We start from the raw sequence: 24,385 nt of genomic DNA, 5'->3' as shown, positions 1-24,385 counted from the left end.
GGGTGTTGCGGAGTTGTTGCGTTCCCGCGGCTCTGGAAAACCAGGGCACTTGACGAGAGGAACGCCTTCTTCCGCGTTATTATCCTACGCTCTTGGCCAATAAAAATGGAACTGGGGTTAATGCAGCGATTGCAGTTATCGTTAACGGCCTGTTTACCATGCGCGGAAACGTTCGATTCACATCTGCGCCCGCAACCCGTGCAAAGCCGTCGACAGCGAGCGAATCGTTCGAGGCATTTCCCGGTATCTGCGGCATAGCTGTCGGCGGCCGTCGGCATGCTGGCATTCGCCGCCGTGCGCGGCTATCTAGAGCCGCGCCCTCCTTGTAATCCTTCAAGACCATCGAACTCCCCATGCCCAAGATCACCTATATCGACGCCGCCGGCACCGAGCGCATCGTGGACGCGCAGGTGGGCTCCACCGTGATGGAGACGGCGATCCGCAACGGCGTGCCGGGGATCGACGCCGAATGCGGCGGAGCCTGTGCCTGCGCGACGTGCCATGTCTATGTGGACGAAGCATGGCAGGCGGCGACCGGGGAGCCGGGGCCGATGGAGGAGGACATGCTCGACTTCGCGTCGGACGTTCAGCCCAATTCGCGCCTGTCGTGCCAGATCAAGGTGACGGACGCGCTGGACGGGCTGATCGTGCGCACGCCGGCGCATCAGGGCTGAGCGGCGCTCACTTCTGGCGCGTGAGCCGGCCGCAGGTCGCGCGCGGCGAGGCGGTCTCGGTGTAGCAGAAGTCCAGTGTGTCCGCGTCGACCAGCTTGAAGCTGTAATTGCCCTCCTCGTCGGCGCCGGCGATGAGGTTGCCGCCGGGCGTGAACGCGCCCCATAAGGGCTCGTCCACGGGGCCGCCCGAGGCGTAGGCGCGCGACAGATGGCCGGTGAAGGTGCGTCCGTTCTGCACGGTGATCACCAGCGTCGCGGTGCCCTCGATCCGGCCGCCTTCCTTGGCGATGCGCTCGCGCGGCCCGTTCCAGGTGCCGACGAGCGAGACCGCCTCCTGCGCGAGTGCGGGCATGACCGGGATCGGCGCGGCGAAAGCGAGCGCGGCCAGTGCCGCGGCGCAGATATGGCGGATCATGATGGCGGCCCTCCCGGTCTCGACTGCGCGCCAGATTAGGGCGGCACGCGGCAAGCTCAAGCGATCCGTCAGGGCTCCTTGGCCTCGTCGCGGGAGACGAGGCCCGAGGCCACGTCCTTCAGCGCCGGCGCCGGCAGCGCGGCGAAGGGCAAAGGCCGCGTCACCTCGATGGCGGCAAGGCCCAGACGGGCGGTGAGGAGGCCGTTCACTACGCCCTCGCCGAGCCGGGCGGAGAGCTTGGCGGCGATGCCGTGGCCGACCACCTGCTGGATCAGCGAATCGCCCGCCGCCATGCCGCCGGTGACGGCGAGATGGGCGATGACCTGCCGGAACAGCCGGATCATGCCCAGCGCACCAGGCCGGCCGCCATAGAGCAGCGCCAGCCGGCGCACGAGGCCGACCGCGGTGAGCAGCACGAAGATCAGGTCCACCGCCGCCCGCGGCGAGACGGCGGTGACGACGGAGACCCGCTTGGCAGCGCTCGACACCAGCTTTGTCGCCTCGGCGTCGAGTGGCGTCATGAGATGGCGCTCGGTGAGGCGGATGAGGTCGGCGCCGTCGATGATGGCGTCGAGATGGCTCGCCATCTCGGTGCGGGCGCGGAACAGGCGCGGCGAGGATTTGGCGATGCCTATAAGCTCGTGCGTCACCGTCTCGGCGAGGCGGCGGTCGTCCTTCACCAGCGCCAGCGCTGCCTGCTCGCGTAAGTGGTTGAGCGTGCGCAGGCGCATCAGCCCGAACGCCTCGCGGCCGAGGATGACGAGGCTGGCCAGCGCCAGTGCGGCGGCGAAGGCGAGGCCGGCGTAGCCGAGCCAGTCGGCGCGGGCGAACAGGTCCTCGATCAGCTTGGTGACGGCAAGCCCGACGCCGAGGCTGACGAGGCCGCCCAGCCCCGACCAGAACAGCGCGCCCCAGCGTGAGGATTTCGGCGGCGGCGGGGGCAGGACCACCTCGTCGACCGCCTCCGCCATGGGCGCGGGTGTCACGACGACGGCCCCGCGCGGCGCGGGCTGGCCGTCCTCGGCGAAGACGACGCCGGGATCGTCGAGGCGGAAGGCTTGCGGGCGGCGAGGGGTGCGGTCGCTCATGGTCCTATTTCAGCCGGTCGCCGAGGAGGAATTCCAGCGCGCGATCGAGACGTATATGGGGCATCGGCAAAGCGAGGCCCTCGGCGTTGCGTTCCACCACCGGCGGACGGAAGCGCAGGAAGCGGAAATCCCCGCCCGCCGCGTCCGACAGGCCGTTGAAGCCGAGCGCCGGATCGAACAAAGCGGAGGGGTTCTCCGGCAGGTCGCCGGGGAAGACGGCGGCCTCGGCCAGCCCGTCGAAATCGTCGGCGCCGTGCTGGCCGGCCTCGGGCACGCCGACGATGGCCGGCAGATGCGCGCGCCCGCGCTTCACCATGGCTTCGCGCGTCGCCCGTACGGCGGCGAGCGCCACCACGTCGATCTCCGCACCGGCGCCCTCCGCCCGGCCCAGCGCCCGCTCGACGAGGCGGCGCAGGATCGCCTCCAGCGGATCGTGGCTGGTGTGGTGCAGGTGGTCGGCCTTGGTCGCCGCGAACAGCACCTTGCCGATGCGGTGGCGGAACAGGGCGGAAAGCCAGGAATTCCGGCCGACGCGGAAGGCGGCGAGGATGCCGTCGAGCGCGGCTTCGAGGTCGGCCAGCGCCGCCGGTCCGGCATTGAGCGCCGAGAGCACGTCGATCAGCACGATCTGCCGGTCGAGACGGGCGAAATGGTCGCGGAAGAAGGGGCGGACGACGCGCTCCTTATAGGATTCGAAGCGCCGCTCCATCATCGCGTGCAGCGAGTCGGCCGGCGCCTCGATCCCTTCCGACAGGTCGAGCGGCGCGAAGGTGAGCGCCGGCGAGCCTTCGAGATCACCCGGCATGAGGAAGCGGCCGGGCGGCAGGAGGCTCATCGACACGGTCTCGGCGCGGCAGGCGGCGAGATAGTCGGTGAACAGGCTCGCGAGGCGCCGGGCTTCCGTCTCGTCCGCCGGGGCCGAGGGGGCGGCGAGGCCTAGCGCGGCGAGGAACGGGCCGGCGAGCGGGCGCAGCGCCGGGGCGCGGGCGAGGTTCAGGCTGTTGGCGGCGAACTGCGCATAGGATTGGTCGAGCAGCGGCAGATCGAGCAGCCATTCGCCGGGATAATCGACGATGTCGAGGGTCAGGCTGCGCCGCCCGCCACGTTGAGGTGCATAATCAACAACCAGCCGCAATTCACTGATTCGTTTAGTTGATTCAGGCCAGCGTCGCTCGTCCACCAGGGCCGCCAGATGGCCCTCATAATCGAAGCGCGGCACGCCGTCGTCCGGCTGCGGCTCCAGATGCGCGCCGGCGATCCGGCCCTCATGCATGGCGCGGAAGACCGGCAGCCTTCCGCCGCGCATCAGCGCGTGGATCAGCGCCGTGGTGAAGACGGTCTTGCCCGACCGCGACAGGCCGGTCACGCCGAGCCGCAGCGTCGGGCTGGTGAGCTCCCCGGCGCGGTCGAGCAGGGTCAGCGCGGTGAGGCGCGCCTCGTCGACCAGATCCTCGAACCAGGACGGCACTAATCCTTTTCCTTGTCCTTCTCGACGCCGAGCGCGCGCGGCGTGACGAAGCGCTCCAGCGTGCCAGTGCCGGGGCGCAGTTCGGCCCAGTTGGCGATCGGCAGGTCGATCACGGCGAGCGCGCCGGTCGGGTATTTCGGCAGCACCTTGGCACGCTGCCCGCGCTTGAGCAGCACCGAGGCAAACTCCTCCATGCCCGGATTGTGCCCGACCAGCATGAGCGGGGAGACATCCTCCTGGGCACGGACGAGCCGCAGGAGGTTCTCCGCCGGCGCCTCGTAGATCGTCCGTTCATAGGCCGGCTTCACATGCGCCGGCCAGCCGGACGTGGCGATGTCCCAGGTCTCGATGGTCCGCCGCGCCGGCGACACGACGGCCCGCGCCGGCAGCAGCCCTTCCTCGGCCATGTAGCTGCCCATGGCCCGCGCACCGCGCAGGCCGCGCGCCGCGAGAGGGCGGTCGATGTCGGGCACGCCCTCGGGCCAGGCGGATTTGGCGTGGCGCAGCAGGAAGAGACGAAGCATGGATCGAAGGGTCCGATGGCGGGGCGCACCGAGCATATAGGCACGTCGGCGGTTCGTGCGAGATCGGTGCGCGGCGAAGATTCTGAGCCGTCTATATGACGGTGCCGGAGGAAAGTGACTTTTCGGCAACCACAGGCGGGTTAGGCTGCTGTAATGAAACGGACGTGGTCCAAGGGATAGTGGCGATGCGAGTGTTCGGCTGGACGGGTTTTGCGGTGATTGCGGGGACGCTCGGGCTTTCGGCGTCTCTGGCCAGCGCGGCCGACATGGCGTGGAGCAACCCGGCCTATGCGGCCGAGGCCAATGACCGCCAGTGGACGCTGACGCTCGGCGGCTACGCCATGTACCAGCCGGAATGGATGGGCGCGGACGATTACGAGTTCGGTTTCAAGCCGATCATCTCCATCTCGCGCGCCGATCGGCTGAGCCGCTTCCGCAGCTTCAACGACAATCCCAGCCTCGCCCTGTTCGATACCGGCGTGTTCGAGGCCGGTATCGTCGGCAAGCTCGACTGGAAGCGCGATTCCAGCAGTGCCTTCGCGCTGCGCGGGCTCAGCGACATCGACTACGCCTTCGAGGTCGGCGGCTACGCCCAGTGGTTCCCGGTCGACTGGCTGCGCCTGCGCGGCGAACTGCGCTACGGCTTCGGCGGCTTCGACGGCGTGGTGGGCGACATCGCGCTCGACGCCATCTATTTCAGCGAGCCGCTGGGTGGGATCACCATCTCCGCCGGCCCGCGCATGACGCTGGCGAGCTCGGGCTATGTCGACACCTATTATGGCATCACGCCGGCCGAATCGGCCTTTGCCCAGGCGCTGGGCAACCCGCTGACCCCCTACGAGGCCGGTGGCGGCATCTATTCGGTCGGATTCGGCGGCCAGATCCTCAAGCGGTTCACCGAAAACATCACCGGCTCGGTGTTCGCCGAGTACAAATATCTGATGGATGACGCCGCCGACAGCCCGCTGGTTGTGCAGCACGGCGACCGGAATCAGTTCCAGGCCGGCGTTTCGCTCTCCTACACCTTCTTCCTCGGCTTCGAGTGATTCCCTAGGCACTCGAGCACCCGCAGCGGCCGCCGCCGCGGGCTTCCGGGTATCGCCATTCACTTCAAATTGCCTCGTTTCGGCACGCAAGCTGCTGAAAAATCCAGCATTTCATGTCGTCGCGATGACGTCGAGAAATGTTGTACCGGGCAAGTGGTGGCGATATAAGCAGCGCCCGATAGGGGTGCCCCCGGAACACGAGGACGAAGGCCGATGTCGGTTGAGGTCGACCAGGAGTACCGCCCCCGCGAGGACGAGCCTTTCATGAACGAGCGGCAGCGGGAGTATTTCCGCCACAAGCTGCTGCAGTGGAAGGAGGACATCCTGCGCGAGGCGAAAGAGACGCTTCAGCATCTTCAGGACGAGAATCAGAACCACCCGGACATCGCCGACCGGGCATCTTCCGAGACAGACCGCGCCATCGAGCTGCGCGCCCGTGATCGCCAGCGCAAGCTGATCGCCAAGATCGACGCCGCGCTCGACCGCATCGACGACGGTTCCTACGGCTATTGCGAGGAGACCGGCGAGCCGATCTCGCTCAAGCGCCTGGAAGCCCGACCGATCGCCACGCTGTCGATCGAGGCACAGGAGCGCCACGAGCGCCGCGAGCGCGTCTACCGCGACGACTGAGCGGTTCGGCAGAGGCTGCGGCCGGAAATAGTGACGGCGACCTGCGCGGGCAGGTCGCCGTTTTCATTTGCGGTGGTGGGTCGCAGCTCCGATACCAACGCCCTTCCCGCCCTCATGGCCGGGCTTGACCCGGCCACCCAGTGACTGGGCGCACCCAGTCCCCTGGGTCCCCGGGTCAAGCCCGGGGATGAGGAAAGGTGGAATGGCGGCTCAGGCTGTCACGGGCGCTTCGCGCGACCCAGCAGGTTGGCCATCTCCTGCTCGAACGGGTCGTCGCTGGCCTTCTCGGTCTCGGGGGCCTCGACCAGCGGTTCGGCGGGGCGAACCTCCGGCGCACGGATCTCCGGGGCACGGATCTCCGGCGCCGCCTCGCTGCGCGCGGGGACGATGCGCGGCTCCGGCGCGACGGGCGGGGGCGCGGCCGGCGCAGGGGCCGGCGCGTGGACCGGCTCGGCCGCCGCCGGGCCGCGCGAGTGGGGAGCGGGCGGCGTCACCGGCGGGACCGGACGTTCGACGGCCGGGCTGATCGGCGCCGAAGCGAGGCTGGCCGGGGTGCGCCGGGGCGGGAGATCGGCTGCCGGACGGCGCAGCACTTCCTCCAGCTCCTCGGCCATGCCGGCGAAGGCCGGATCGACCTTCACCGCGGTCCGCGGTCCCGGCTCGGAAGGCGCGGGGGAGCCCGGCTCGATCACCGGCTCGGCACGCAGCGATACCGGCGGCGGCACGGCGGCCGGCTCGTCGGCGGGGCCGGCGGGCGGCGCGGAAGGGCGGCGCGCGGCGAGCGGCGAGGGGGTGGGACGGGCCGGCGGCTCGCTCGGGCGCACCGGCGGCTCGTAGGGGCGGGCTTCCGGGGCGCGGGCCTCCGGCGCACGCGGGTCCGGCGCGCGCGGCTCGGCGACGGGCGGGGCAGCGGGGGCGGGTTGCGGCGCCGGGCGGCGCACCGGCTGCGGGGCGGCCTCGCGCGGGGCGTGCCGAGGTTCCTCGACGGCCAACTGCGCCGCTCCGATGCCTCTCTCCACCAGGAAATCGCTGCCGCCGCCGAGGATGACGAGGTGCTGGACGTCGTCGCGCTGGATCAGCACCAGGCGCCGGTGCTCGTCGATCTGCACCTGGTCGACCACCGCCAGCCGATGGCCGGCGACGAGGCCGTGCCCGCGATGCCGCCGAGAGCGACGGCCGATGAAGATGACGAGGATCGCCAGCACCACCAGTCCGGCGAAGGCCAGCAACGGCACGCCGAATCCACCAAATCCGGACAGAACATCCATCATGAGCCACTCTCCGCGATACGCCCGGCCGGCCGCAGGACGAGCGCGGCCGGTTACGCTCGCGTCCTTTGTGTCGCGGAAGGGCGCGCGTGGCAACTCCGGGCGCCGACGGGCAGGGCGGACAGCCGGCGGATAAGCCCAATCGGGCCTTGCCCCCAGGGGCCGGGTCAGGCACCAAAGAAGACGCGCCGGACGGCGGGGCTGACTCGCCCCGGCGCGGCGCAAGCCTGCAGCAAGGGTTCCCGGCTTGGACATGGCGGATAGCGGATCGGACGATCGCACGCTCGACAGACCCGAGATCGGCGGGAGCATTCGCCTCGTGCTGCTGGTCGCGCTGGCTCTCGTCGGCGCGGTGGTCTCGCTGCTGCTGCTCGGCCGCGAGCGGGCCGATCCGTGGATCATCGGCTTGCTCACCGTTCTCGCCGTGGTCGGCGTGTTCGCGCTGTTCGCCTATGCCACCGGCCTGCTGCGCTTCGGCATGCCGGACATGCGCGACGAGCTGGCGCGCCGAGTCGCCGACAGCGCGCCGGACGGGCTGTGCGTCGTCGATACGCTCGGCCGCGTGCTCTACGCCAATCCGCGCTATTGCGAGATCACCGGCGCCGACGTGCCCGCCGAGGCGCGCCCCGTCGAGCGGCTGTTCACCTCCGATCCCGACGCCTCGGAAGCCGTCTACCGGCTGGCGCAGGGCGTGCGCGAGGGCAAGGCGCTGACCGAGGAGGTGCGCATCGCCGGTCCCGGCCAGCCGGTGCGCTGGCTCAAGCTCGGCGCCCGACCCGCCGCGCCCGGCGCCAAGGGCGCGAAATCGGCGGTGTGGACGGTGAGCGATCTCACCCGCGAGCGCGAGCGGCAGGAGACCGCCTTCCTCGAATTGCAGCACGCCATCGACTATCTCGACCACGCCCCGGCCGGCTTTTTCTCGGCGGCGGGCGGGGCGATCCACTACATCAATGCCACGCTGGTCGACTGGCTCGGCTACGACCTCGCCGAGTTCGGGCCCGGCGGGCTCACCGTCGCCGACATCGTGCCCGGCCCGGCGGCGGCGCTGCTCACCGGCATGGCGCCGCTGCCCGGCGGGGTACGCACCGAGGTGCTCGACCTCGACCTGAAGCGCAAGAACGGCCAGACGCTGCCCGTGCGGCTCTGGCACCGGGTCGCCTTTGCGGCGGACGGCACGCCCGGCGCCTCGCGCACGCTGGTCGTCAACCGCTCGCGCGAGGACAACGCCGCCGATCCGGCCCGCGCCGCCGAGGTGCGCTTCGCCCGCTTCTTCCACAATTCGCCCATCGCCATCGCCGCGGTGGACGGCGAGGGGCGCATCGTGCGGGCCAACGCCATGTTCGCGCGGCTGTTCGGCACCCGCGAGGGCGAGCGGCGGCGCCTCGTCGACATGGTCGCCGAGGCCGCGCGCGGCCCGCTGGAGACCGCCGTGGCGGCGGCGGTGAAGGGGCAGGCGCCCTCCAGCCCCATCGACATCGGGCTCGACCGCGAGGGCGGGCGCTCGGCCCGTTTCTACCTCGCCCCGGTTGAGGATGGCGGCGCCGAGCGCGAGGCGGCCATCGTCTACGCCATCGACACCACCGAGCAGCGTACGCTGGAGGCGCAGTTCGCCCAGTCGCAGAAGATGCAGGCGGTCGGCCAGCTTGCCGGCGGCGTGGCGCACGATTTCAACAACGTGCTGACCGCCATCATCGGCTATTCCGACCTCTTGTTGGCCAATTCCCGCCCGACCGATCCGTCCTTCCAGGACGTGATGCAGATCAAGCAGAACGCCAACCGCGCCGCCGGCCTCGTGCGCCAGCTTCTCGCCTTCTCGCGCCGCCAGACGCTGCGCCCACAGGTGCTGAACCTCGGCGACGTGATGAGCGACCTCTCCATGCTGCTGCGCCGCCTGCTCGGCGAGACCATCAAGCTGGAGGTGAAGGAGGAGCGCGACCTCTGGCCGGTGAAGGCGGACCTCAACCAGTTCGAGCAGGTGATCGTCAATCTCGCGGTCAATGCCCGCGACGCCATGCCGGAGGGCGGCACCCTCGCCATCCGCACCGCCAATGTCAGCGCTGCGCAGGCCGCCCAATATGCCGAGGCCGGGCTGCCCGCCGCCGACCATGTGCTGGTCGAGGTGACCGATACCGGCGCGGGCATTCCGCCGGCGATCATTGACAAGATCTTCGAGCCCTTCTTCACCACCAAGGAGGTCGGCAAGGGCACCGGCCTCGGGCTTTCCACCGTCTACGGCATCGTCAAGCAGACCGGCGGCACGCTGCAGGTGGAGAGCGAGCCGGGCAAGGGCTCGATCTTCCGGGTGTTCCTGCCGCGCCATGTGCCGGAGGTCGCCGCCATCGCGCCTAAGGCCGCCGAAGCCGAGGCCGAGGCGCCGGCGAAGAGCGCCGACCTCACCGGGCGCGGCACGCTGCTGCTGGTCGAGGATGAGGAGGCGGTGCGCGCCTTCGCCGCCCGCGCGCTCGCCTCGCGCGGCTACCAAGTGCTCGAGGCCGGCTCCGGCGTCGAGGCGCTGGAGGTGATGGAGACTCATGCCGGCGAGGTCGACCTCGTGCTCTCCGACGTGGTGATGCCGGAAATGGACGGACCCACGCTGCTCAAGGAGTTGCGCGGCACGCATCCCGACATCAAGGTGATATTCATGTCGGGTTATGCCGAGGAAGCCTTCGCCAAGAACCTGCCGGAGGGTGCGGATTTCGGCTTCCTGCCGAAGCCCTTCACGCTCAAGCAGCTTATCGAGGCGGTGAAGACGAGCATGGGCCGGAGCGAGTGATCCGCGCCGGCGCGGGAAGGGTGTGGAGGAACGCATGAGTGCCGCCGTCGAGGACGTCTTCAAGGCCCTGGCCGCCGACCGCGCCGCGCGCGCGGAAGAGAAGGTCCCGGACCTGTTCGCCGCCGATTCCGGCCGCTTCGCCGCCTTCTCGGCCTCCTTCGAGGACCTGCTGCTCGACTTCTCGAAATGCTCGCTCACCCCGGCGACGCTGGGCCTCTTGATCGACCTCGCCCGCGCCGCCGGCGTCGAGGGCAAGCGCGCGGCGATGTTTGCCGGCGAGCACATCAACATCACCGAGGACCGCGCCGTGCTGCACACGGCGCTGCGCGACCGCAGCGCGAGTCCCTTCACCGTCGACGGGCAGGACGTGCGCGCCGACGTCGCCGACGTGCTGGCGCGCATGGGCGCCTTCGCCGAGGGCATCCGCACCGGCGCGCTGAAGGGCTGGACCGGCAAGCCGATCACCGACATCGTCAATATCGGCATCGGCGGCTCCGACCTCGGGCCGGTGATGGCGACCATCGCGCTCGGGCCCTATCACCACGGGCCGCGCGCGCATTACGTCTCCAATGTCGACGGCGCGCATCTCTACGATACCATCGCCGAGCTGGACCCGGCCTCGACGCTGTTCATCGTCGCCTCCAAGACCTTCACCACGCAGGAGACGATGGCGAATGCCGCCAGCGCCCGCGAATGGATCGTCGAGGCGCTCGGCGAGGCGGCGGTGGCCAACCATTTCGCCGCCGTCTCCACGGCGCTCGACAAGGTTTCCGCCTTCGGCATCGCGCCGGGGCGGGTGTTCGGCTTCTGGGATTGGGTCGGTGGGCGCTATTCGGTGTGGTCGGCCATCGGCCTACCGGTGATGATCGCGGTCGGCGCGGAGAATTTCGGCCGCTTCCTCGATGGCGGCCATGCGATGGACGAGCATTTCCGCAGCACGCCGCTGGAGAAGAACCTTCCCGTGCTGCTCGGCCTCGTGGGCATCTGGCACCGCGAGATCTGCGGCTACGCCACGCGCGCGGTGATCCCCTACGACCAGCACCTCGCCCGCCTGCCGGCCTATCTCCAGCAGCTCGACATGGAGAGCAACGGCAAGCACGTGACGCTCGACGGCAAGACCGTCGCCCACGATACCGGTCCGGTGGTGTGGGGCGAGCCGGGCACCAACGGCCAGCACGCCTTCTTCCAGCTCATCCACCAGGGCACCAGCCCGATCCCGGTCGAGTTCCTCATCGCCGCCCATGGCCATGGCGAGGAGAAGGTGGCGGGCCTCAAGCGCCAGCACGCCATGCTGATCGCCAACTGCCTCGCCCAGTCCGAGGCGCTGATGCGCGGGCGCACGCTGGAGGAGGCGAAGGCGCAGCTCATCGCCGCCGGCCGCGACGAGGAGACGGCGGAACGGATCGCCCCGCACCGCGTCTTCACCGGCAGCCGTCCGTCGGTGACCGTCGCCTATGAGAAGCTCGATCCCTACACGCTGGGGCGCCTCATCGCGCTCTACGAGCACCGCGTCTTCGTCGAGGGCGCGATCTGGAACATCAACAGCTTCGACCAGTGGGGCGTCGAGCTCGGCAAGGAGCTCGCCAACACGCTGCTGCCGGCGGTGGAGAGCGGTGTCGCGCCGGCCTCGCTCTCGACCTCGGCGGCCGGGCTGCTGCACCATCTGGTGCGGAAGTAGCCGCCGTCCGGCGTCAGCATCCTTCGAGGCCCGGCGTAACGCCGGGCACCTAGGATGAGGCCGCTTCCTGAGATCACCCTCATCCTGAGGTGCGAGCCGCCGGCGAGCCTCGAAGGATGGTCGCGCACGACGCCTCGCCTTACGACTGGAAATCCGGGGAAACCATGATCCGCACCGTCGCCACCACGCCTTTCGAGGGCCAGAAGCCGGGGACCTCCGGCCTGCGCAAGAAGGTGCAGGTGTTCCAGCAGCCGCACTATGTCGAGAACTTCGTCCAGTCGACCTTCGACAGCCTCAGCGACTTCGAGGGCGAGACGCTGGTGGTCGGCGGCGACGGGCGCTACTTCAATCGCGAGGCGATCCAGAAGATCATCAAGATCGCCGCCGCCAACGGCTTCGGCCGGATCATGGTCGGGCGCGGCGGCATCCTCTCGACGCCCGCCACCTCCTGCGTCATCCGCAAGCACGGCGCTTTCGGCGGCATCATCCTCTCCGCCAGCCACAATCCCGGCGGCGAACACGGCGATTTCGGCATCAAGTACAATATCGGCGCTGGCGGCCCGGCGCCCGAGCCGGTGACCGACGCCATCTTCGAGAAGTCGAAGACCATCCGCGAATACCGCATCTCCGACGCGCCGGACGTCGACATCGACACGCTCGGCATCACCCGCGTCGAGGACACGGTGGTCGACGTCGTCGACCCCGTCGAGGACTATGCCGAGCTGATGGGGACGCTGTTCGACTTCGACGCGATCCGCGACCTGTTCGCCTCCGGCTTCACCATGCGTTTCGACGGCATGAGCGCGGTGACCGGCCCCTATGCGAGGGCGATCCTCGAGGAGACACTCGGCGCCGAGCCGGGCACGGTGGTGCGCGGCGAGCCGCTGGAGGATTTCGGCGGGCATCACCCGGACCCGAACCTCGTCTACGCCAAGGAGCTCTACGACCTCCTGATGTCGGAGGAGGCGCCCGACCTCGGCGCCGCCTCGGACGGCGACGGCGACCGCAACATGATCATCGGCCGCGGGCGCTTCGTGACGCCGTCGGATTCGCTCGCCCTCATCGCCGCCAACGCGCATCTGGCGCCGGGCTACAAGGCGGGGATCAAGGGCATCGCCCGCTCCATGCCGACGAGCGGCGCGGCGGACCGTGTCGCCGAGAAGCTCGGCATCAAGAGCTACGAGACGCCGACGGGCTGGAAGTTCTTCGGCAACCTGCTCGACGCGGACCTCGCCACGGTCTGCGGCGAGGAGAGCTTCGGCACCGGCTCCAACCATGTGCGCGAGAAGGACGGGCTGTGGGCGGTGCTGATGTGGCTGAACATCCTCGCCGTGCGCCGGCAGGGCGTCGCCGAGATCGTCGCCGAGCACTGGGCGACCTATGGGCGCAACTACTACACCCGCCACGACTATGAGGAGGTCGACAGCACTGCTGCCGACGCGCTGATGGCGGATCTGCGCTCACGCCTCGACACGCTGCCGGGGACGGTGATCAACGGACTGACCGTCGAGGCGGCCGACGACTTCGCCTATCACGACCCGGTCGACGGCTCGGTGACGACGAAGCAGGGCGTGCGGGTGTTCTTCGAGGGTGGATCGCGCGTCGTCTACCGTCTGTCCGGCACCGGCACGGCGGGGGCGACGCTGCGGGTCTATATCGAGCGCTTCGTCGCCGATCCGGCGCGGCACGACCTCGACACGCAGGACACGCTCGCCGACCTGATCGAGATCTCGCGCGTCCTGCCGGACATCGCCGGCCGCACCGGCCGCACCGCGCCGAGCGTGATCACCTGAGGGGATGGCCGATCATTCCAGGTTGCCCTCATCCCCGGGCTTGACCCGGGGACCCAGCCTGTCCGCCTGCAGCCAGTCCGAAGTCTGGGTGGCCGGGTCGAGCCCGGCCATGAGGGCGGAGTGGGGGACACCCCCTCAGCGCAGCGAGCCGGTCCAGAGGATTTCGAGGCGCCGCAGCACGCCATAGGCGACGCCGAGCTCGTAGACCTCAGTTTCGTCGCCCAAACCCTGGCGATTGTCATGCATGGTGCGGATGGCGTCGCACAGGCTCTGCGCCTTGGCGGTGAGCCGCAGCCGCGCCGAACGGCGGTCGCGCAGCGAGGCGCTGCGGTGAACATAGCCCGCATCCACCAGTTGCTTGAGGTTGTACGAAGCATTCGAGCCGAGATAGTGCCCGCGCTCCAGAAGATCGCGCACGGAAAGCTCGTCCTGACCGATGGTGAACAACAGCATCACCTGCGACGGGCTGATGTCGTCCGTGCCGAGCCGCGCCAATTCGACGCGCAGAAGATCGAGGAATCGACGGTGAGCACGCTCGATCAGCCGGGCGATTTCCAGATGAGTGATGGGTGTATCGGTTCCGGAGGCGTCAAGGAACGTAGAGGGTGCCGCAAAAACCATCCGATCGGACCCCGAACCTTCCGCAGTGCTTCCCTTGGCCGCCTTGCCTGCCATCCGAACTCGTCCTTATGACTAGGAGCTCTAATCCGGTGCGCAGATGCAACGGCCTCAAGCCCGATTCTACGGCGCCGCAGTATGACACAAGCAAGATGCGCATCACTGTCGCGCAATTCCCTGCTTACTGCAAAACCACAGCCCCGAACACGGATTCGTGAGGTAGCAACATAGCGAAGGTATTTGGACATAAATTCGGCGGCGGCCCACAAAAGGCCGCCGCCGAGCCAAAGTATCGGCAATTAAGTGTTAATCGGGCAATACTATTTCGATTCCTGCAGGTGCGCCTCAAGGAACCACAAGGCTTTGTCGAGCGAGCGCGAAGCCGCGGTGAAGATGTCCGAAGTGGTGGCATCGCCGGCGTCGTCGGACTCGTCGATTGCCTTGCGCACGCTGTTGGCGACCGCGCCGAAGCGCTCGACCAGCGCCGCCAGATGGTCGTGCACCGCATAGATGTCGAGCGGGTAGGGCTTGAGCGACGTGGCGCCGGCCACCGCCTGCGTGCTGCCGAGCGCCGTGCCGCCGAGCTGGGCGACGCGCTCCGCCATGGTGTCGTTGTGGTCGTCGAGCTCGGTGCGGAAGCCGTCCAGCATCTCGTGCACGGCGATGAACTGCGGACCCTTGAGGTTCCAGTGCGCCTGCTTGGTGGCCAGTGCGAGGTCTATGCCGGAGGCGAGATTGGCGTTGAGCAGTTCGATGGCAACCTTCTTGGCATTCGAAGGGACGTCGTTGACGGTCTTGTGGTCGCGCATGGCTGGTCCTCTGCTTGGTGAAGCCCCGGCATTATGGCACCGGGGCCACATGGGGCGATGCGGATTCGCACCGGCGAGGAAGAAATTGGCCACTCTGAACGACGTTCAAGAGATACGGTGGTGCAGCACGCGGCCGATGAAGTTCAGCAGCACCTGCGCGGCGAGGATGGCGGTGACGCCGCCGGGATCATATTCGCGGGCGACCTCGACGAGGTCGACGCCCACGACGTTGCCGCGTTTCGCAAGGCCGTCGAGCAGCTCCAGCACCTCGTAATAGGTGAAGCCGCCATGGCTCGGCGTGCCGGTGCCGGGGGCGATGGACGGGTCGAAGCCGTCTATGTCGATGGTGACGTAATAGCGCACCCCGGTCGGGATGCGCGCCAGCACCGCCTCGGTGCCCAGCTTGCGGATCTGCCTGACGCTCAGGATGTCCGAGCCCATGGACCGCGCGGCCTCGTAGCCCTCGCGGGCGGTGGAGGAGACGTTGCGGATGCCGAGCTGGGTCAACCCGGTGACATAGGGCTTCTCCGCCGCCCGCCGCAGCGGGCTGCCATGGCCGCGCCGCACGCCGTGGCGCTCGTCGACGAAATCGAGATGGGCGTCGAACTGGACGATGTGGATCGGCTCTTCGTCCGAGAACGCCTCGATGCAGGGGATGTTGACCGAGTGGTCGCCGCCGAGCACGACCGGGATGGCGCCGGCCTGCAATATCTTGCGCACGCCCCGTTCGATGTTGGCGTGGCTCGCCAGCGTGTCGGTGTGGATCATGTCGGCATCGCCGATGTCGACGATGCGGGTCGCCGCCGCCGGCAGGTAGACGATGTCGTCCTCATGGTCATAGGCGCCGGCATGGCCGAAGGAGAACAGCGTCGACGCCTCGCGGATCGCGCGCGGGCCGGAGCGGGCGCCGGAGCGCCACTGCGTGCCGAGGTCGAAGGGGGCACCGAGGATGGCGACGTCGGCGTCGATGCGGTCCCAGTCGAGCTGGAGCGGGTACTTGCCGAAGGTGCAGATGCCGACGAAGGGCAGGTCGAGCCGGCCGCCTTCATAGCCATGGGCCATCAGCGCGTCCCCTTGCTCTCGACGACGCCGGCGAGGACGCAGAGCAGCTCGAACATGATGGTGGCCCCGGTCAGCGCGGTGAGGCCGGACGGGTCGAAGGGCGGGGCGACTTCGACCAGGTCGGCGCCGATGAGGTCGAGCCCGTCGAGCAGGCGCACCATCTGTTGCGCCTCGCGGGTGGAGAAGCCGCCGATCTCCGGCGTGCCGGTGCCGGGCGCCTGCGAGGGGTCGATGCCGTCAATGTCGAAGGTGACGTAGGTCGGCTTGTTCCCGACGATGGCGCGCGCTTCCGCCATGACGTCCTCGACGCCGCGCGCGACGAGTTCCTCGATGAAGATGATGCGCACGCCCACGGAGCGGGCGTAGTCGTAATTGCCGGCATCCGAGATCGCGCCGCGCAGGCCGATCTGCACGAAGCGTTTCGGATCGACCAGCCCTTCCTCGATGGCGCGGCGGAACGGCGTGCCGTGATTGTAGCGGCTGCAGTTGAAGAAGCTGTCATAGGTGTCGGAATGGGCGTCGAACTGGATCAGCCCGACGGGGCCGTCCTTCGCCAGTCCCCGCAGGATCGGCAGGGTGATCAAATGGTCGCCGCCGCCCGTGAGCGGCAGCGCGCCGGCCTCGCGCACGCCGGCATACTGCGCGGTGATGATGTCGAGCGAGCGCATCAGGTCGAACGGGTCGATGACGACGTCGCCGCAATCGGCGACGCGAGCGCGGTCATAGGGCGACAGGCCGGTGACATGGTGCACGCGGCGCATCAGGCTCGACTGGTTGCGCAATTCGCGCGGCCCGTGGCGGGTGCCGGCGCGATTGGTGGTGCCGAGGTCGAAGGGTACGCCGAGTATGGCGATGTCGACCTCGGAAGGCTCGGCCACCGGCAGCCGCATGAAGGTGGACAGGCCGGCGAAGCGGGGGATGGTGCCCGAATCCAGCGGGTCGAACTTGTCGGTCATCACTTAACCTCAGTGGGCATTGGCGCCCGTATTGATCCAATTCTCGGTCCGCCTCTCGACCTCATCCTTCGAGGCTCGCCCCGCTCGCACTTCAGGATGAGGGCGTCCCGGTGCAGGCCGTGGCGGACGCTCACATCCCGAATTCCTTGCGCATGGCGGCGGAGATACGGGTGACGTAGTCCGCCATCAGCCATTCGCCCTTCTCGGCCGTGGAGCCGGTGGCGACCGCCAGCACGCCGGAAGGCGGCAGGCCGAAATCGTCCGGCACCGGGAAGCGGTCATAGGGCGGGAACTTGGCCGGCCCGTCGGTCGGCGCCTTGTCCATCTCGACCAGCTCGGGGCGCAGCACCAGCATCAGCGACGTCTCCAGCAGGCTCGCATGTTCGAGGTCGATGCCGGGGAAGCCTTCCGGGAACAGTCTGTCGAGCGTCGCGCGCTGGGCGAAGTCCCAATATTCGAGGCGCATCACCACGAGGTCGTCGACGCCCTCGCTCTTCAGTTCGCGCAGCGCGAGATCGAGCCCCTCGACCGAGGGCCAGCAATTCTCGTAATGGCCGTTCACCACCACCAGCCGGCGCACGCCCTGGCGGACGAGATTGCGGATGACGTCGCGCACCACGAGGGCGAAGGTGTTGGCGTCGAGGCTCAGCGTGCCGGGGAACTGCTCGCCGCCGCCCGAGCGCGGCATGGACTTGCAGCCATAGTTGACCGTCGGGGCGACGAGGCCGCCGACCTCGCGCGCCACGCGCTCGCACACGCCGGTCGGCAGCACCACGTCGACATTGAGCGGCAGATGCGGCCCGTGCTGCTCGGTCGAGCCGAGCGGCAGCAGCACCGGCGCGCCGGCCGCTACCTTCGCCTTGAATTCCGGCCAGCTCAGTTCGTCGAGACGCACGCTGTCGACCATTGTCTTCCCCTGTGGGTGGCTCAGTGCATCGCTGCGCCGCCGTCGACGCTGATGCACTGGCCGGTGATGAATCCGGTGGCGCGGCTCGCAAGGAACAGCACCGCCTGCGCAACCTCCTCCGGCCGGCCGAGGCGGCCGAGCGGGTTGGAGACCTCCAGCCGCTTCAGCTCCTCGCTGAGATTGGCGTAATCGAGCAGAGGCGTGTCGACCGGGCCGGGGGCGATGGCGTTGACTAGGACCTTCGGCGCCAGCTCGCGCGCCCAGGAGCGGGTGAGCGCCAGCACGGCGCCCTTGGTGCCGGCATAGCCGGAGAAGCCGGCGCGGCCGAGATAGGCGAGCTCGGAGGCGATGTTGATGATGCGGCCCGGCCCGTCGCCGCGGAAATGGCGCAGCGCCTCGCGCGCCGTCAGGATCGGCCCGCGTATGTTGACCGCCGCCATGCGCTCATAGGCCATGACGTCGAAGGCCGCGAGCGGCGTCTCGATGCAGATGCCGGCGCAGTTGACCACCACGTCGAGACCGCCGAGCTCGGAGACGGCGGCCTCCATGCTGCCGACCACCGCACCCTCCTCGGCGACGTTGGTGAGGATGGTCGGCCAGGAACTGGCGGTCTCCGGCGGGTGCAGGTCGAAGCCGACCACCTTCGCACCGGCAGCGGCCAGCGCGTCGGCGCTCGCGCGGCCTATGCCGCTCGCGGCTCCGGTGACCACCACCTTCAGACCCTGATGGGGCGCTACCATGGGAATTCTCCTCGATCGACTCCGACACTTTGGCCGGTGATATTGGCCGCGAGGTCGGAAGCGAGGAAGAGGTAGGTGCCGGCAATGTCGTCCGGGTCCATGAATCCGGGCAGGATCTGCGCTGCCACGATCTCGTCGAGCAGCACCTCCGGGGCGATGCCGGTGCGCGCCGCCATGGCGTGCAGCGAGCGCAGCGAGGCCTCGGTTCGCACCCAGCCGGGGCAGACCGCATTCACCGTGATGCCGCGCGGGCCGAGCTCCTTGGCCCATGTCTTGGTGAGGCCGATCACCGCATGCTTGGAGGCGACATAGGCACTGAAGAGCGCCTCGGCGCTGCGCGACCACAGCGAGGCGGTGTTGATGACGCGCCCGCCATGACCGAGCTTCGGGCTGAGCGCGCGGGTGACGAGGAAGGTACCGACGACGTTGATCTCCACCACCCGGCGGAAGGTCGCCTCGTTTTCGGGGCTCGCATCGTCGAGCGGGGTGACCAGCTCAAGCCCGGCATTGTTCACCAGCACGTCGAGATGCGGGAGGGCGGCGGCGACCGCTGCGAGGTCCACGCCGCGCGTGATGTCGGCGCGGTGGCCGCGCGCGCCGAGCGTCGCAGCCACGTCGAACACCGCCTCGTCGTCGGCGAGCACATGCAGTTCCGCCCCGGCGGCGGCGAAGGCGCGGGCGATGCCGAGCCCGATGCCGCGGCTGGCGCCGGTGACCAGCACCACGCGGCCGGACAGTCCCCCGAGGGTCATGCCGTGCACCCGCAACGGGGGGAGGAGCGGGGTGAGAGGCAGTGGCCAGACACGGCAATTCTCCTCGGGGGACGGTGCCATGCTGGCGCAGAGACAGTTCGGGAGAAATAGGATTTAGTGGAAGGATGTATCGGCAATTCTCGATGTGAGCTCCCCGCGCCATGCGCCGCCTCGACAATATCGACCTGCGCCTTCTGCGCGTCTTCGTCGTGCTGGCGGAGGAGGGCGGCTTCCATGACGCGCAGATCGCGCTCAACCTCTCGCAATCGACGCTCTCCACCCATCTCGCGGCACTCGAACGCAAGCTCGGCGGCCAGCTCTGCGAGCGCGGGCGGGCCGGTTTCCGGCTGACGCCGTTCGGGGAAGCGACGCTCACTGCCGCCAAGCGGCTGTTCGAGGACATCGACGCCTTCCACGGCCGCATCGGCCGCGACCAGCGCCGGCTCGTCGGCCGGCTGCGCATCGGCATCGTCGACGGCGTGGTGACCAACCCGCAGCTCGGGCTGCAGACGGCGCTGTCGCGCTACATGGACTATGCGTCCGAGGTGTTCGTCGATCTCGAGCTCGGCACGCCGCACGACCTCGAACGGGCGCTGATGGACGGCGCCCGCGACGTCGTGGTCGGGCCGCTGTCGCAGAAGGTGCCGGGCATCGCCTATGTCCCGCTGCACCGCGAGCCGCAGGCGCTCTATTGCGGGCGCGGCCACAGGTTGTTCGACCTGCCGGCGTCCGCGATCAGCCATGCCCGCATCGAGGAGGCGCTGTTCTCGGTGCGCGGCTATCGCCATCTCGACGACCTCTACCGGGTGAACCATCCGCGCGCGAGCGCCGCCATCGTGCAGATGGAGGCGCAGGTGATGATGATCCTGTCGGGCCGCTTCATCGGCTACCTGCCGCGCCATATCGGCGAGGACTGGGGCGCGCGCGGACAGATGCGGGTGTTGAAGCCGGAAGCCTACGGCTTCGATTCCGCGCATTTCGTCGCCACGCGCCGGCGCGGTGGCGAGCAGCCGCTGATCAACGCCTTCGTTCGCGAATTGAAGGCGCAGGCGGGCGCTCAGGTGAGCCGGTAGAGCCAGTTCGGCAGGATATAGCGGCGGCCGAGGAAGACGAAGCCGAGCGGCACGCCGCCCGCCTCGATGACGCTGGTGCGCAGCGCCAGCGTCGCCGCCTTGCGGGTCTTCTCCGCCCGCACCACCAGCACGTTGCCGTCGACCAGCGGCATGAAGCGGTGGCCTATGGCGGCGGAATCGCGCGCGGTGGCGCAGACCACCACCGCCTCGAAGGTCTCGCCGAGCTCGCCGATCAGGCGCTGCGCCTCGGCGATGGCGAGGCGGATGTCGAGCAGCGGCGAGCGGGCGCGGTCGCGCAGGGCCCAGAGCAGCGGCACCTCGGTCGGCGCGACATGGAGGCCGCCGGTCTCGCGCGCGCCGGCATCCTCGCCCGGCGCGGGCGGCGCCGTGAGGTCGACGAACAGCGTGCGCAGGCCGCGCTGCTGGGTGATCTCGGCGGCGATGGCGCGGGTGAGCGGCGCGAGCGCCTCGTCGGGGTCGGTGGCGAGGAACTGCACGCTGCGCAGCGGCTTTCCGTCGACCTCGGTGTCGAGCAGGAAGGCGGTGAGCCCGCTGACCTGCCGCTCGGCCGCGCCGGGCTCGGTGTCGGTGCGGCTGGCGTATTCGCCGATGAGCGGCAGTTCCAGCGACCGCTCGGCCTCGTGCGGCATGATGAAGTTCGAGCGCAGGGCGGAGGCGACGGCGCCGGCGGCGACGCCGAACAGGATGCCGCCGAGCAGGCCGGCGCCGAGATAGGGCAGGCGCATGTTGCGGCTGGTGACGGCGTCCCCCGCATTCTGGATCAGCCGTACGCTGGATTCGCGCTCGGCGGCGGCGGCTTCCTCGATCTGCGCGGCGGTGGCCCGGCGCAGATATTCGCGGTAGCTGTCGTTCAGCGTGTCGCGGCGACGGTTGAGCTCGACCAGCTCGGTCTCGGCTGAGCGCAGCTCGGCAAGCCGCTTCTCGGCCCTCTGCTGCTGGTCGGCGAGCTCGCGGTCCTGCTGGCCGAGCGCGTCGGCCTCGATGCGCAGCGACAGCACCAGATTGTTCAGATAGGCGATGGACGGGTTGCGGACGTCGCGACTGGTCTCGTAGAGGCGCTGGTTGCGCGAGGCGATCTGCTGGCGGATGGTCTCGATCTTGCGGTTGATCTCCCGCATCATCGAGCCGCCCGGCGCATATTGCATCGACAGGCGATCGCGCTCGATCAAGAGGCGGCTCAGCGTGTTGTTGTCGTCGTCATTGCCGGAGTTGTCGCTCTTCTGGCTGAAGTCGAACACCGTCTCCGGCAGCTCCTTGAGCTGCTTGTCGGCCTCGGCGATCTGGCTGGTGACGGCGACGCGGCGTTCGGCCACCTGCCGGCGGCGCTGCACCACCGCGTCGACCTGGTTGGCGGCGAGCACGGCGTCCTGGCTGAAATCGATGATGCCGACCCGGCTCTTGAGCGCCTCGACGGCGGCGTCGGTCTCGCCGAGCTCGCGCTTGAAGCGCTCGACCTCCACCTGCAGGAAGCGGGCGGTGGGGTTCTGCATGATGACGCGCCGGCGGGCCAGATAGACCTCGACCACCTTGTCGGTCGTCTCCACGGCCAGCGCGCGGATGGGATGGGTGAAGGCGATCTCGACGACGTTCGAGCCGTTGAGCACGCCGACATTGAGGTCGCGGCGGAAGCGCTCGATGGCGCGGTCCATCCGGCTGGCGCTGCCGAACAGGTCGCGCAGCTGCGACAGCGGGCTCGGCGGGAACAGCCGGTCGATGCCGATGTCCTCGATCACCGTGCGGATGACATCCGCGCTCTCGATGATCTGCACCTCGGACTCGACCTGCTTGAGCCCCTCGATGGACATCACCGCCGGGCCGCTGTCGGTGAGGCTCTGCTGGTTGGTCACCTCGCGGCTGACCAACACCATGACCAGGCTGGAGGCGGTGTATTCGGTCTTGGTCAGCGTCGCGGCGACGATGCCGGCGAGGATCGGCACCAGCGCGGCGAGGATGACGATGCGGATGTGGAAGAAGGCGGCGATGAGGAAGTCGCGGGCGGTGAAGGTCGCGGACCATGCCCCGGACCGCACGGCGGGTGCCGGGCCGTCAATCTCGGCGGCATGAGCGCCCGTCATCGACATTCGGTATCCTGTTCGTCGCGGCGGACAAGAGGGCAGGCCCTGCAAGGCCTGCCCTTGGAGAATAGACCGAATTTGCCCTGTTAGCCCTAATGGGCGGTAAACGCCGGCCCTTGGCAGGTAACAGATTGCGTCAGAAGGCCTGCGGCATCAGGCGGCGCACCATCCAGGCGGTGCCGATGGCGCCCTGGACGATGACCAGCGCCGTGAGGATCGCCGCGCCGTTCATGCCGAGGAGCGGCACCAGCGCCGCGCCGGCCAGCGCGCAGACGGCGAGCTGCGCCGCGTTCAGCCAGCGCAGGATCCCGCCATGGCCGGTCATGGCCAGCATGATGTCCTGGCAGGGCAGCAGGGCGTTGATGAGCTGTCCGAGGCACATGATGACCAGCGCCGTCGCCGCCACCTCGAAGCCCGGGCCGATGAGGGCGAGCAGCGGGGCGGGGAAGGCGATCATCAGCGCGATCGGCGGCAGCGCACAGAGGGCGACCAGCAGCCGGGCGCGGCGGTTCTGCGCCCGCAGTGCGTCCCAGTCGCCGAGCCGGTGCAGGGCGGCGAAGCGCGGGGCGGCGATGGCGCCGATGGAGATGATCACCACCCAGATCAGCATGGACAGGCGGCTCGCCACGCTGAAGGCGCCGACGTCGGCCGCGGTGGCGAAGGCCGCGAGCAGCAGCAGCGGGATCGAGTTGAGCGAGACCTGCACCACCTCGACGATGCCGAGCGGCAGCGCCGTGCGCCACAGCGCGGGAAGGGCGTCGGCGTCGATCTGCTCCGCCCCGGCCGGGACCACGGGCCGGGCGCGGGCGACCAGCACAATGCCGAGAATGGCGGAGGCGAGGTTGGAGAGGGCGAGCGCATAGAGCATGCCGTCCAGCGAATGCACGCCCGCCAGCATGGCGAGCAGCGCGAAGGCCGGCCAGCTCGCGTTCTGCACCCATTGCCCGGCGACGCTGTGGCCATAGCCGAACAGCGCCCCGGCCACGAAATAGCACAGCGCCTGCGGGCCGATGGCGGTGGCGGCGATCAGCAGCGGCCGCGTCAGGTCCGGATCGTCGAAGATATGGATCGCCGCCGGCGCGGCGATGAGCAGCGTCGCCAGCGTAGCGAGGAGGCTGCCGACGACGGTCCAGCCGAAGCCGGTGAGCATGGCCGCGCGCGCCTGCGGCAGCCGGCCGACGGCGACGTCGCCGGCCATGTGGCGCACCACCGCCTTCTCGAAGCCGGCGCGGGCGATGGTGGCGGCGAGGCCGACCCAGGTCATGCAGAGGAAGTAGAGGCCGGCCTCATGCGCCCCGAGGATGCGGGCGGCGAGCATGTAGAGGCCGAGCTTGGCCACCAACTCGACGCCGCGCGCCATCAGCCCGCCGGCATAGGGGGCGTAGGTGGCGACGAGCCGGCGCAGGGAGGGGGCTTGCGCGAGGGTCATGCGCGTCAACCGGCGTGACAGGCGGCGCGAGACACGCGCCGGCGGCCGTGGCATATGCGGCGCCAGCGCCGTCGGAGGATTCGCGCGAGGAGCATCACCGGCATGAACCATGCGCGATGCGCCGCCGCAAGCGGCTTTTGGCGCCCCCGGAGCGCCGCGCTGGCGGTGCTGCTCGCGACGCTGTCGGGTACCCCGGCGCCGGCGCAGCTAGGCCTCGGCGACCTGCCGGCCTTCGACGTCGATCCGACCATCGACCCGCGTCCGTTCGACCCGCGGCTGGCGATCCGCGACTATGTGAGAAGCGTGCTGCCGAGCCGCTGGTGGGCGAACGAGCCCGAGCTCTATCTCGGCACCTATTCGGTCATGATCCATGTGCCCGACGACTGGAAGGGCAACCCGACCTCGGCGGTGATGAACCTGTGCCCGCCGAGCCAGAGCGTGCTCTGGCGCAACCTCGAGCGCATCGAGCTCGTGCCGTTCTACCGCAAGGCGCCGCGGGCGCGCGTGACCTGCCGGAAGGGTTAGGGGCAGGGCCCTCTGCCCCGGCCGGTTATGTTTTCAATATCAATCTATTAACCAATAAACG

Annotated in this window: 22 protein-coding genes; 8 read left to right on the top strand and 14 right to left on the bottom strand. The window is 69.2% G+C overall.

Translation table 11 applies throughout. The annotated features are described in order from the left end of the window. Positions 1 to 353 precede the first annotated feature (353 nt). Complete coding sequence (locus SNOV_RS11290) at positions 354 to 674, top strand: 2Fe-2S iron-sulfur cluster-binding protein (RefSeq protein ID WP_013167060.1); 321 nt, start codon at positions 354 to 356, stop codon at positions 672 to 674. Between the two features lie 7 nt (positions 675 to 681). On the opposite strand, the gene SNOV_RS11285 is transcribed toward SNOV_RS11290, so the two are convergent. The 4 genes from SNOV_RS11285 to SNOV_RS11270 form a co-directional block, all read right to left on the bottom strand. Next, positions 682 to 1,089 carry a hypothetical protein gene (locus SNOV_RS11285; protein WP_013167059.1) on the bottom strand — a complete coding sequence of 136 codons (408 nt, stop codon included), beginning with the start codon at positions 1,087 to 1,089 and terminating at the stop codon, positions 682 to 684. A 68-nt stretch (positions 1,090 to 1,157) separates the two neighbouring features. Next, the gene (locus SNOV_RS11280; RefSeq protein WP_013167058.1) at positions 1,158 to 2,177 is read right to left on the bottom strand and encodes a YcjF family protein; all 1,020 of its coding nucleotides are present in this window, start codon (positions 2,175 to 2,177) and stop codon (positions 1,158 to 1,160) included. A gap of 4 nt (positions 2,178 to 2,181) precedes the next feature. Further along, positions 2,182 to 3,645: a YcjX family GTP-binding protein gene (locus tag SNOV_RS11275; RefSeq protein ID WP_013167057.1), complete on the bottom strand. Its 1,464-nt coding sequence runs from the start codon at positions 3,643 to 3,645 to the stop codon at positions 2,182 to 2,184. After that, positions 3,645 to 4,169 carry a SixA phosphatase family protein gene (locus SNOV_RS11270; protein WP_013167056.1) on the bottom strand — a complete coding sequence of 175 codons (525 nt, stop codon included), beginning with the start codon at positions 4,167 to 4,169 and terminating at the stop codon, positions 3,645 to 3,647. Before SNOV_RS11270 ends, SNOV_RS11275 begins: the two co-directional genes overlap by 1 nt. A 185-nt stretch (positions 4,170 to 4,354) precedes the next feature. Between SNOV_RS11270 and SNOV_RS11265 the strand changes: the two genes are divergently transcribed. Together SNOV_RS11265 and dksA are read left to right on the top strand one after the other, a co-directional pair. Further along, on the top strand, positions 4,355 to 5,215 hold the full coding sequence (locus tag SNOV_RS11265) for a MipA/OmpV family protein (protein WP_013167055.1): 861 nt from the start codon (positions 4,355 to 4,357) through the stop codon (positions 5,213 to 5,215). Between the two features lie 213 nt (positions 5,216 to 5,428). After that, a complete protein-coding gene (dksA, locus tag SNOV_RS11260; protein ID WP_013167054.1) occupies positions 5,429 to 5,845 on the top strand; it encodes an RNA polymerase-binding protein DksA in 417 nt (138 codons plus the stop codon). Positions 5,846 to 6,063: 218 nt separating this feature from the next. Here dksA and SNOV_RS11255 read toward each other — a convergent pair whose 3' ends face one another. After that, positions 6,064 to 7,116, bottom strand: a complete 1,053-nt coding sequence (locus SNOV_RS11255; protein WP_013167053.1) for a flagellar biosynthetic protein FliO — start codon at positions 7,114 to 7,116, stop codon at positions 6,064 to 6,066. Positions 7,117 to 7,366: 250 nt separating this feature from the next. Here SNOV_RS11255 and cckA point away from each other — a divergent pair, with 250 nt between their 5' ends. The 3 genes from cckA (at position 7,367) to SNOV_RS11240 (ending at position 13,357) form a co-directional block, all read left to right on the top strand. After that, positions 7,367 to 9,886, top strand: coding sequence for a cell cycle histidine kinase CckA (cckA, locus tag SNOV_RS11250; RefSeq protein ID WP_013167052.1), 2,520 nt, complete (start codon positions 7,367 to 7,369; stop codon positions 9,884 to 9,886). A gap of 34 nt (positions 9,887 to 9,920) precedes the next feature. After that, the gene (gene pgi / locus SNOV_RS11245) at positions 9,921 to 11,564 is read left to right on the top strand and encodes a glucose-6-phosphate isomerase (RefSeq protein WP_013167051.1); all 1,644 of its coding nucleotides are present in this window, start codon (positions 9,921 to 9,923) and stop codon (positions 11,562 to 11,564) included. A gap of 164 nt (positions 11,565 to 11,728) precedes the next feature. Further along, positions 11,729 to 13,357 (top strand): alpha-D-glucose phosphate-specific phosphoglucomutase, encoded by a 1,629-nt coding sequence (locus SNOV_RS11240; protein ID WP_013167050.1) that lies wholly within the window; start codon positions 11,729 to 11,731, stop codon positions 13,355 to 13,357. Positions 13,358 to 13,492: 135 nt separating this feature from the next. Here SNOV_RS11240 and SNOV_RS11235 read toward each other — a convergent pair whose 3' ends face one another. From SNOV_RS11235 to SNOV_RS11205, 7 genes are all read right to left on the bottom strand, one after another. Continuing rightward, a complete protein-coding gene (locus tag SNOV_RS11235; RefSeq protein ID WP_013167049.1) occupies positions 13,493 to 14,032 on the bottom strand; it encodes a MarR family winged helix-turn-helix transcriptional regulator in 540 nt (179 codons plus the stop codon). 263 nt (positions 14,033 to 14,295) lie between these two features. After that, entirely contained in the window at positions 14,296 to 14,784 is a 489-nt protein-coding gene (gene dps / locus SNOV_RS11230; RefSeq protein WP_013167048.1) for a DNA starvation/stationary phase protection protein Dps, read from the bottom strand. A gap of 105 nt (positions 14,785 to 14,889) precedes the next feature. Next, a complete protein-coding gene (gene speB / locus SNOV_RS11225) occupies positions 14,890 to 15,846 on the bottom strand; it encodes an agmatinase (protein ID WP_013167047.1) in 957 nt (318 codons plus the stop codon). Then, positions 15,846 to 16,802, bottom strand: a complete 957-nt coding sequence (gene speB / locus SNOV_RS11220) for an agmatinase (protein WP_013167046.1) — start codon at positions 16,800 to 16,802, stop codon at positions 15,846 to 15,848. Before speB (SNOV_RS11220) ends, speB (SNOV_RS11225) begins: the two co-directional genes overlap by 1 nt. Before the next feature lie 130 nt (positions 16,803 to 16,932). After that, positions 16,933 to 17,709: a creatininase gene (locus SNOV_RS11215; RefSeq protein ID WP_013167045.1), complete on the bottom strand. Its 777-nt coding sequence runs from the start codon at positions 17,707 to 17,709 to the stop codon at positions 16,933 to 16,935. A gap of 20 nt (positions 17,710 to 17,729) precedes the next feature. Beyond that, a complete protein-coding gene (locus SNOV_RS11210) occupies positions 17,730 to 18,449 on the bottom strand; it encodes an SDR family NAD(P)-dependent oxidoreductase (protein ID WP_013167044.1) in 720 nt (239 codons plus the stop codon). Next, entirely contained in the window at positions 18,443 to 19,201 is a 759-nt protein-coding gene (locus SNOV_RS11205) for an SDR family NAD(P)-dependent oxidoreductase (protein ID WP_041782198.1), read from the bottom strand. The genes SNOV_RS11210 and SNOV_RS11205 overlap by 7 nt, the downstream gene beginning before the upstream one ends. Before the next feature lie 161 nt (positions 19,202 to 19,362). Between SNOV_RS11205 and SNOV_RS11200 the strand changes: the two genes are divergently transcribed. After that, entirely contained in the window at positions 19,363 to 20,274 is a 912-nt protein-coding gene (locus SNOV_RS11200) for a LysR family transcriptional regulator (RefSeq protein ID WP_013167042.1), read from the top strand. Here the strand turns inward: SNOV_RS11200 and SNOV_RS11195 are convergent. Beyond that, positions 20,259 to 22,376, bottom strand: coding sequence for an exopolysaccharide transport family protein (locus tag SNOV_RS11195; protein ID WP_013167041.1), 2,118 nt, complete (start codon positions 22,374 to 22,376; stop codon positions 20,259 to 20,261). The genes SNOV_RS11200 and SNOV_RS11195 overlap by 16 nt on opposite strands. Positions 22,377 to 22,506: 130 nt before the next feature. Continuing rightward, the gene (locus tag SNOV_RS11190) at positions 22,507 to 23,799 is read right to left on the bottom strand and encodes a lipopolysaccharide biosynthesis protein (protein WP_013167040.1); all 1,293 of its coding nucleotides are present in this window, start codon (positions 23,797 to 23,799) and stop codon (positions 22,507 to 22,509) included. Positions 23,800 to 23,901: 102 nt separating this feature from the next. On the opposite strand from SNOV_RS11190, the gene SNOV_RS22635 reads away from it, so the two are divergent. Next, on the top strand, positions 23,902 to 24,324 hold the full coding sequence (locus tag SNOV_RS22635) for a hypothetical protein (RefSeq protein WP_013167039.1): 423 nt from the start codon (positions 23,902 to 23,904) through the stop codon (positions 24,322 to 24,324). The last annotated feature ends 61 nt before the right edge of the window (positions 24,325 to 24,385 follow it).

Source organism: Ancylobacter novellus DSM 506 (assembly GCF_000092925.1).
Taxonomy (GTDB): Bacteria; Pseudomonadota; Alphaproteobacteria; order Rhizobiales; family Xanthobacteraceae; genus Ancylobacter; species Ancylobacter novellus.
This window is presented reverse-complemented; position numbering and strand designations above follow the sequence as displayed.

What these genes read in the sequence shown, in the direction of transcription:
- SNOV_RS11290 (WP_013167060.1), top strand. Translation starts at nt 354, where the DNA reads ATGCCCAAGATCACCTATATCGACGCCGCCGGCACCGAGCGCATCGTG.
- SNOV_RS11285 (WP_013167059.1), bottom strand. Translation starts at nt 1,089, where the DNA reads ATGATCCGCCATATCTGCGCCGCGGCACTGGCCGCGCTCGCTTTCGCC.
- SNOV_RS11280 (WP_013167058.1), bottom strand. Translation starts at nt 2,177, where the DNA reads ATGAGCGACCGCACCCCTCGCCGCCCGCAAGCCTTCCGCCTCGACGAT.
- SNOV_RS11270 (WP_013167056.1), bottom strand. Translation starts at nt 4,169, where the DNA reads ATGCTTCGTCTCTTCCTGCTGCGCCACGCCAAATCCGCCTGGCCCGAG.
- SNOV_RS11265 (WP_013167055.1), top strand. Translation starts at nt 4,355, where the DNA reads ATGCGAGTGTTCGGCTGGACGGGTTTTGCGGTGATTGCGGGGACGCTC.
- dksA (WP_013167054.1), top strand. Translation starts at nt 5,429, where the DNA reads ATGTCGGTTGAGGTCGACCAGGAGTACCGCCCCCGCGAGGACGAGCCT.
- SNOV_RS11255 (WP_013167053.1), bottom strand. Translation starts at nt 7,116, where the DNA reads ATGATGGATGTTCTGTCCGGATTTGGTGGATTCGGCGTGCCGTTGCTG.
- cckA (WP_013167052.1), top strand. Translation starts at nt 7,367, where the DNA reads ATGGCGGATAGCGGATCGGACGATCGCACGCTCGACAGACCCGAGATC.
- pgi (WP_013167051.1), top strand. Translation starts at nt 9,921, where the DNA reads ATGAGTGCCGCCGTCGAGGACGTCTTCAAGGCCCTGGCCGCCGACCGC.
- SNOV_RS11240 (WP_013167050.1), top strand. Translation starts at nt 11,729, where the DNA reads ATGATCCGCACCGTCGCCACCACGCCTTTCGAGGGCCAGAAGCCGGGG.
- SNOV_RS11235 (WP_013167049.1), bottom strand. Translation starts at nt 14,032, where the DNA reads ATGGCAGGCAAGGCGGCCAAGGGAAGCACTGCGGAAGGTTCGGGGTCC.
- dps (WP_013167048.1), bottom strand. Translation starts at nt 14,784, where the DNA reads ATGCGCGACCACAAGACCGTCAACGACGTCCCTTCGAATGCCAAGAAG.
- speB (WP_013167047.1), bottom strand. Translation starts at nt 15,846, where the DNA reads ATGGCCCATGGCTATGAAGGCGGCCGGCTCGACCTGCCCTTCGTCGGC.
- speB (WP_013167046.1), bottom strand. Translation starts at nt 16,802, where the DNA reads ATGACCGACAAGTTCGACCCGCTGGATTCGGGCACCATCCCCCGCTTC.
- SNOV_RS11215 (WP_013167045.1), bottom strand. Translation starts at nt 17,709, where the DNA reads ATGGTCGACAGCGTGCGTCTCGACGAACTGAGCTGGCCGGAATTCAAG.
- SNOV_RS11210 (WP_013167044.1), bottom strand. Translation starts at nt 18,449, where the DNA reads ATGGTAGCGCCCCATCAGGGTCTGAAGGTGGTGGTCACCGGAGCCGCG.
- SNOV_RS11205 (WP_041782198.1), bottom strand. Translation starts at nt 19,201, where the DNA reads ATGACCCTCGGGGGACTGTCCGGCCGCGTGGTGCTGGTCACCGGCGCC.
- SNOV_RS11200 (WP_013167042.1), top strand. Translation starts at nt 19,363, where the DNA reads ATGCGCCGCCTCGACAATATCGACCTGCGCCTTCTGCGCGTCTTCGTC.
- SNOV_RS11195 (WP_013167041.1), bottom strand. Translation starts at nt 22,376, where the DNA reads ATGTCGATGACGGGCGCTCATGCCGCCGAGATTGACGGCCCGGCACCC.
- SNOV_RS11190 (WP_013167040.1), bottom strand. Translation starts at nt 23,799, where the DNA reads ATGACCCTCGCGCAAGCCCCCTCCCTGCGCCGGCTCGTCGCCACCTAC.
- SNOV_RS22635 (WP_013167039.1), top strand. Translation starts at nt 23,902, where the DNA reads ATGAACCATGCGCGATGCGCCGCCGCAAGCGGCTTTTGGCGCCCCCGG.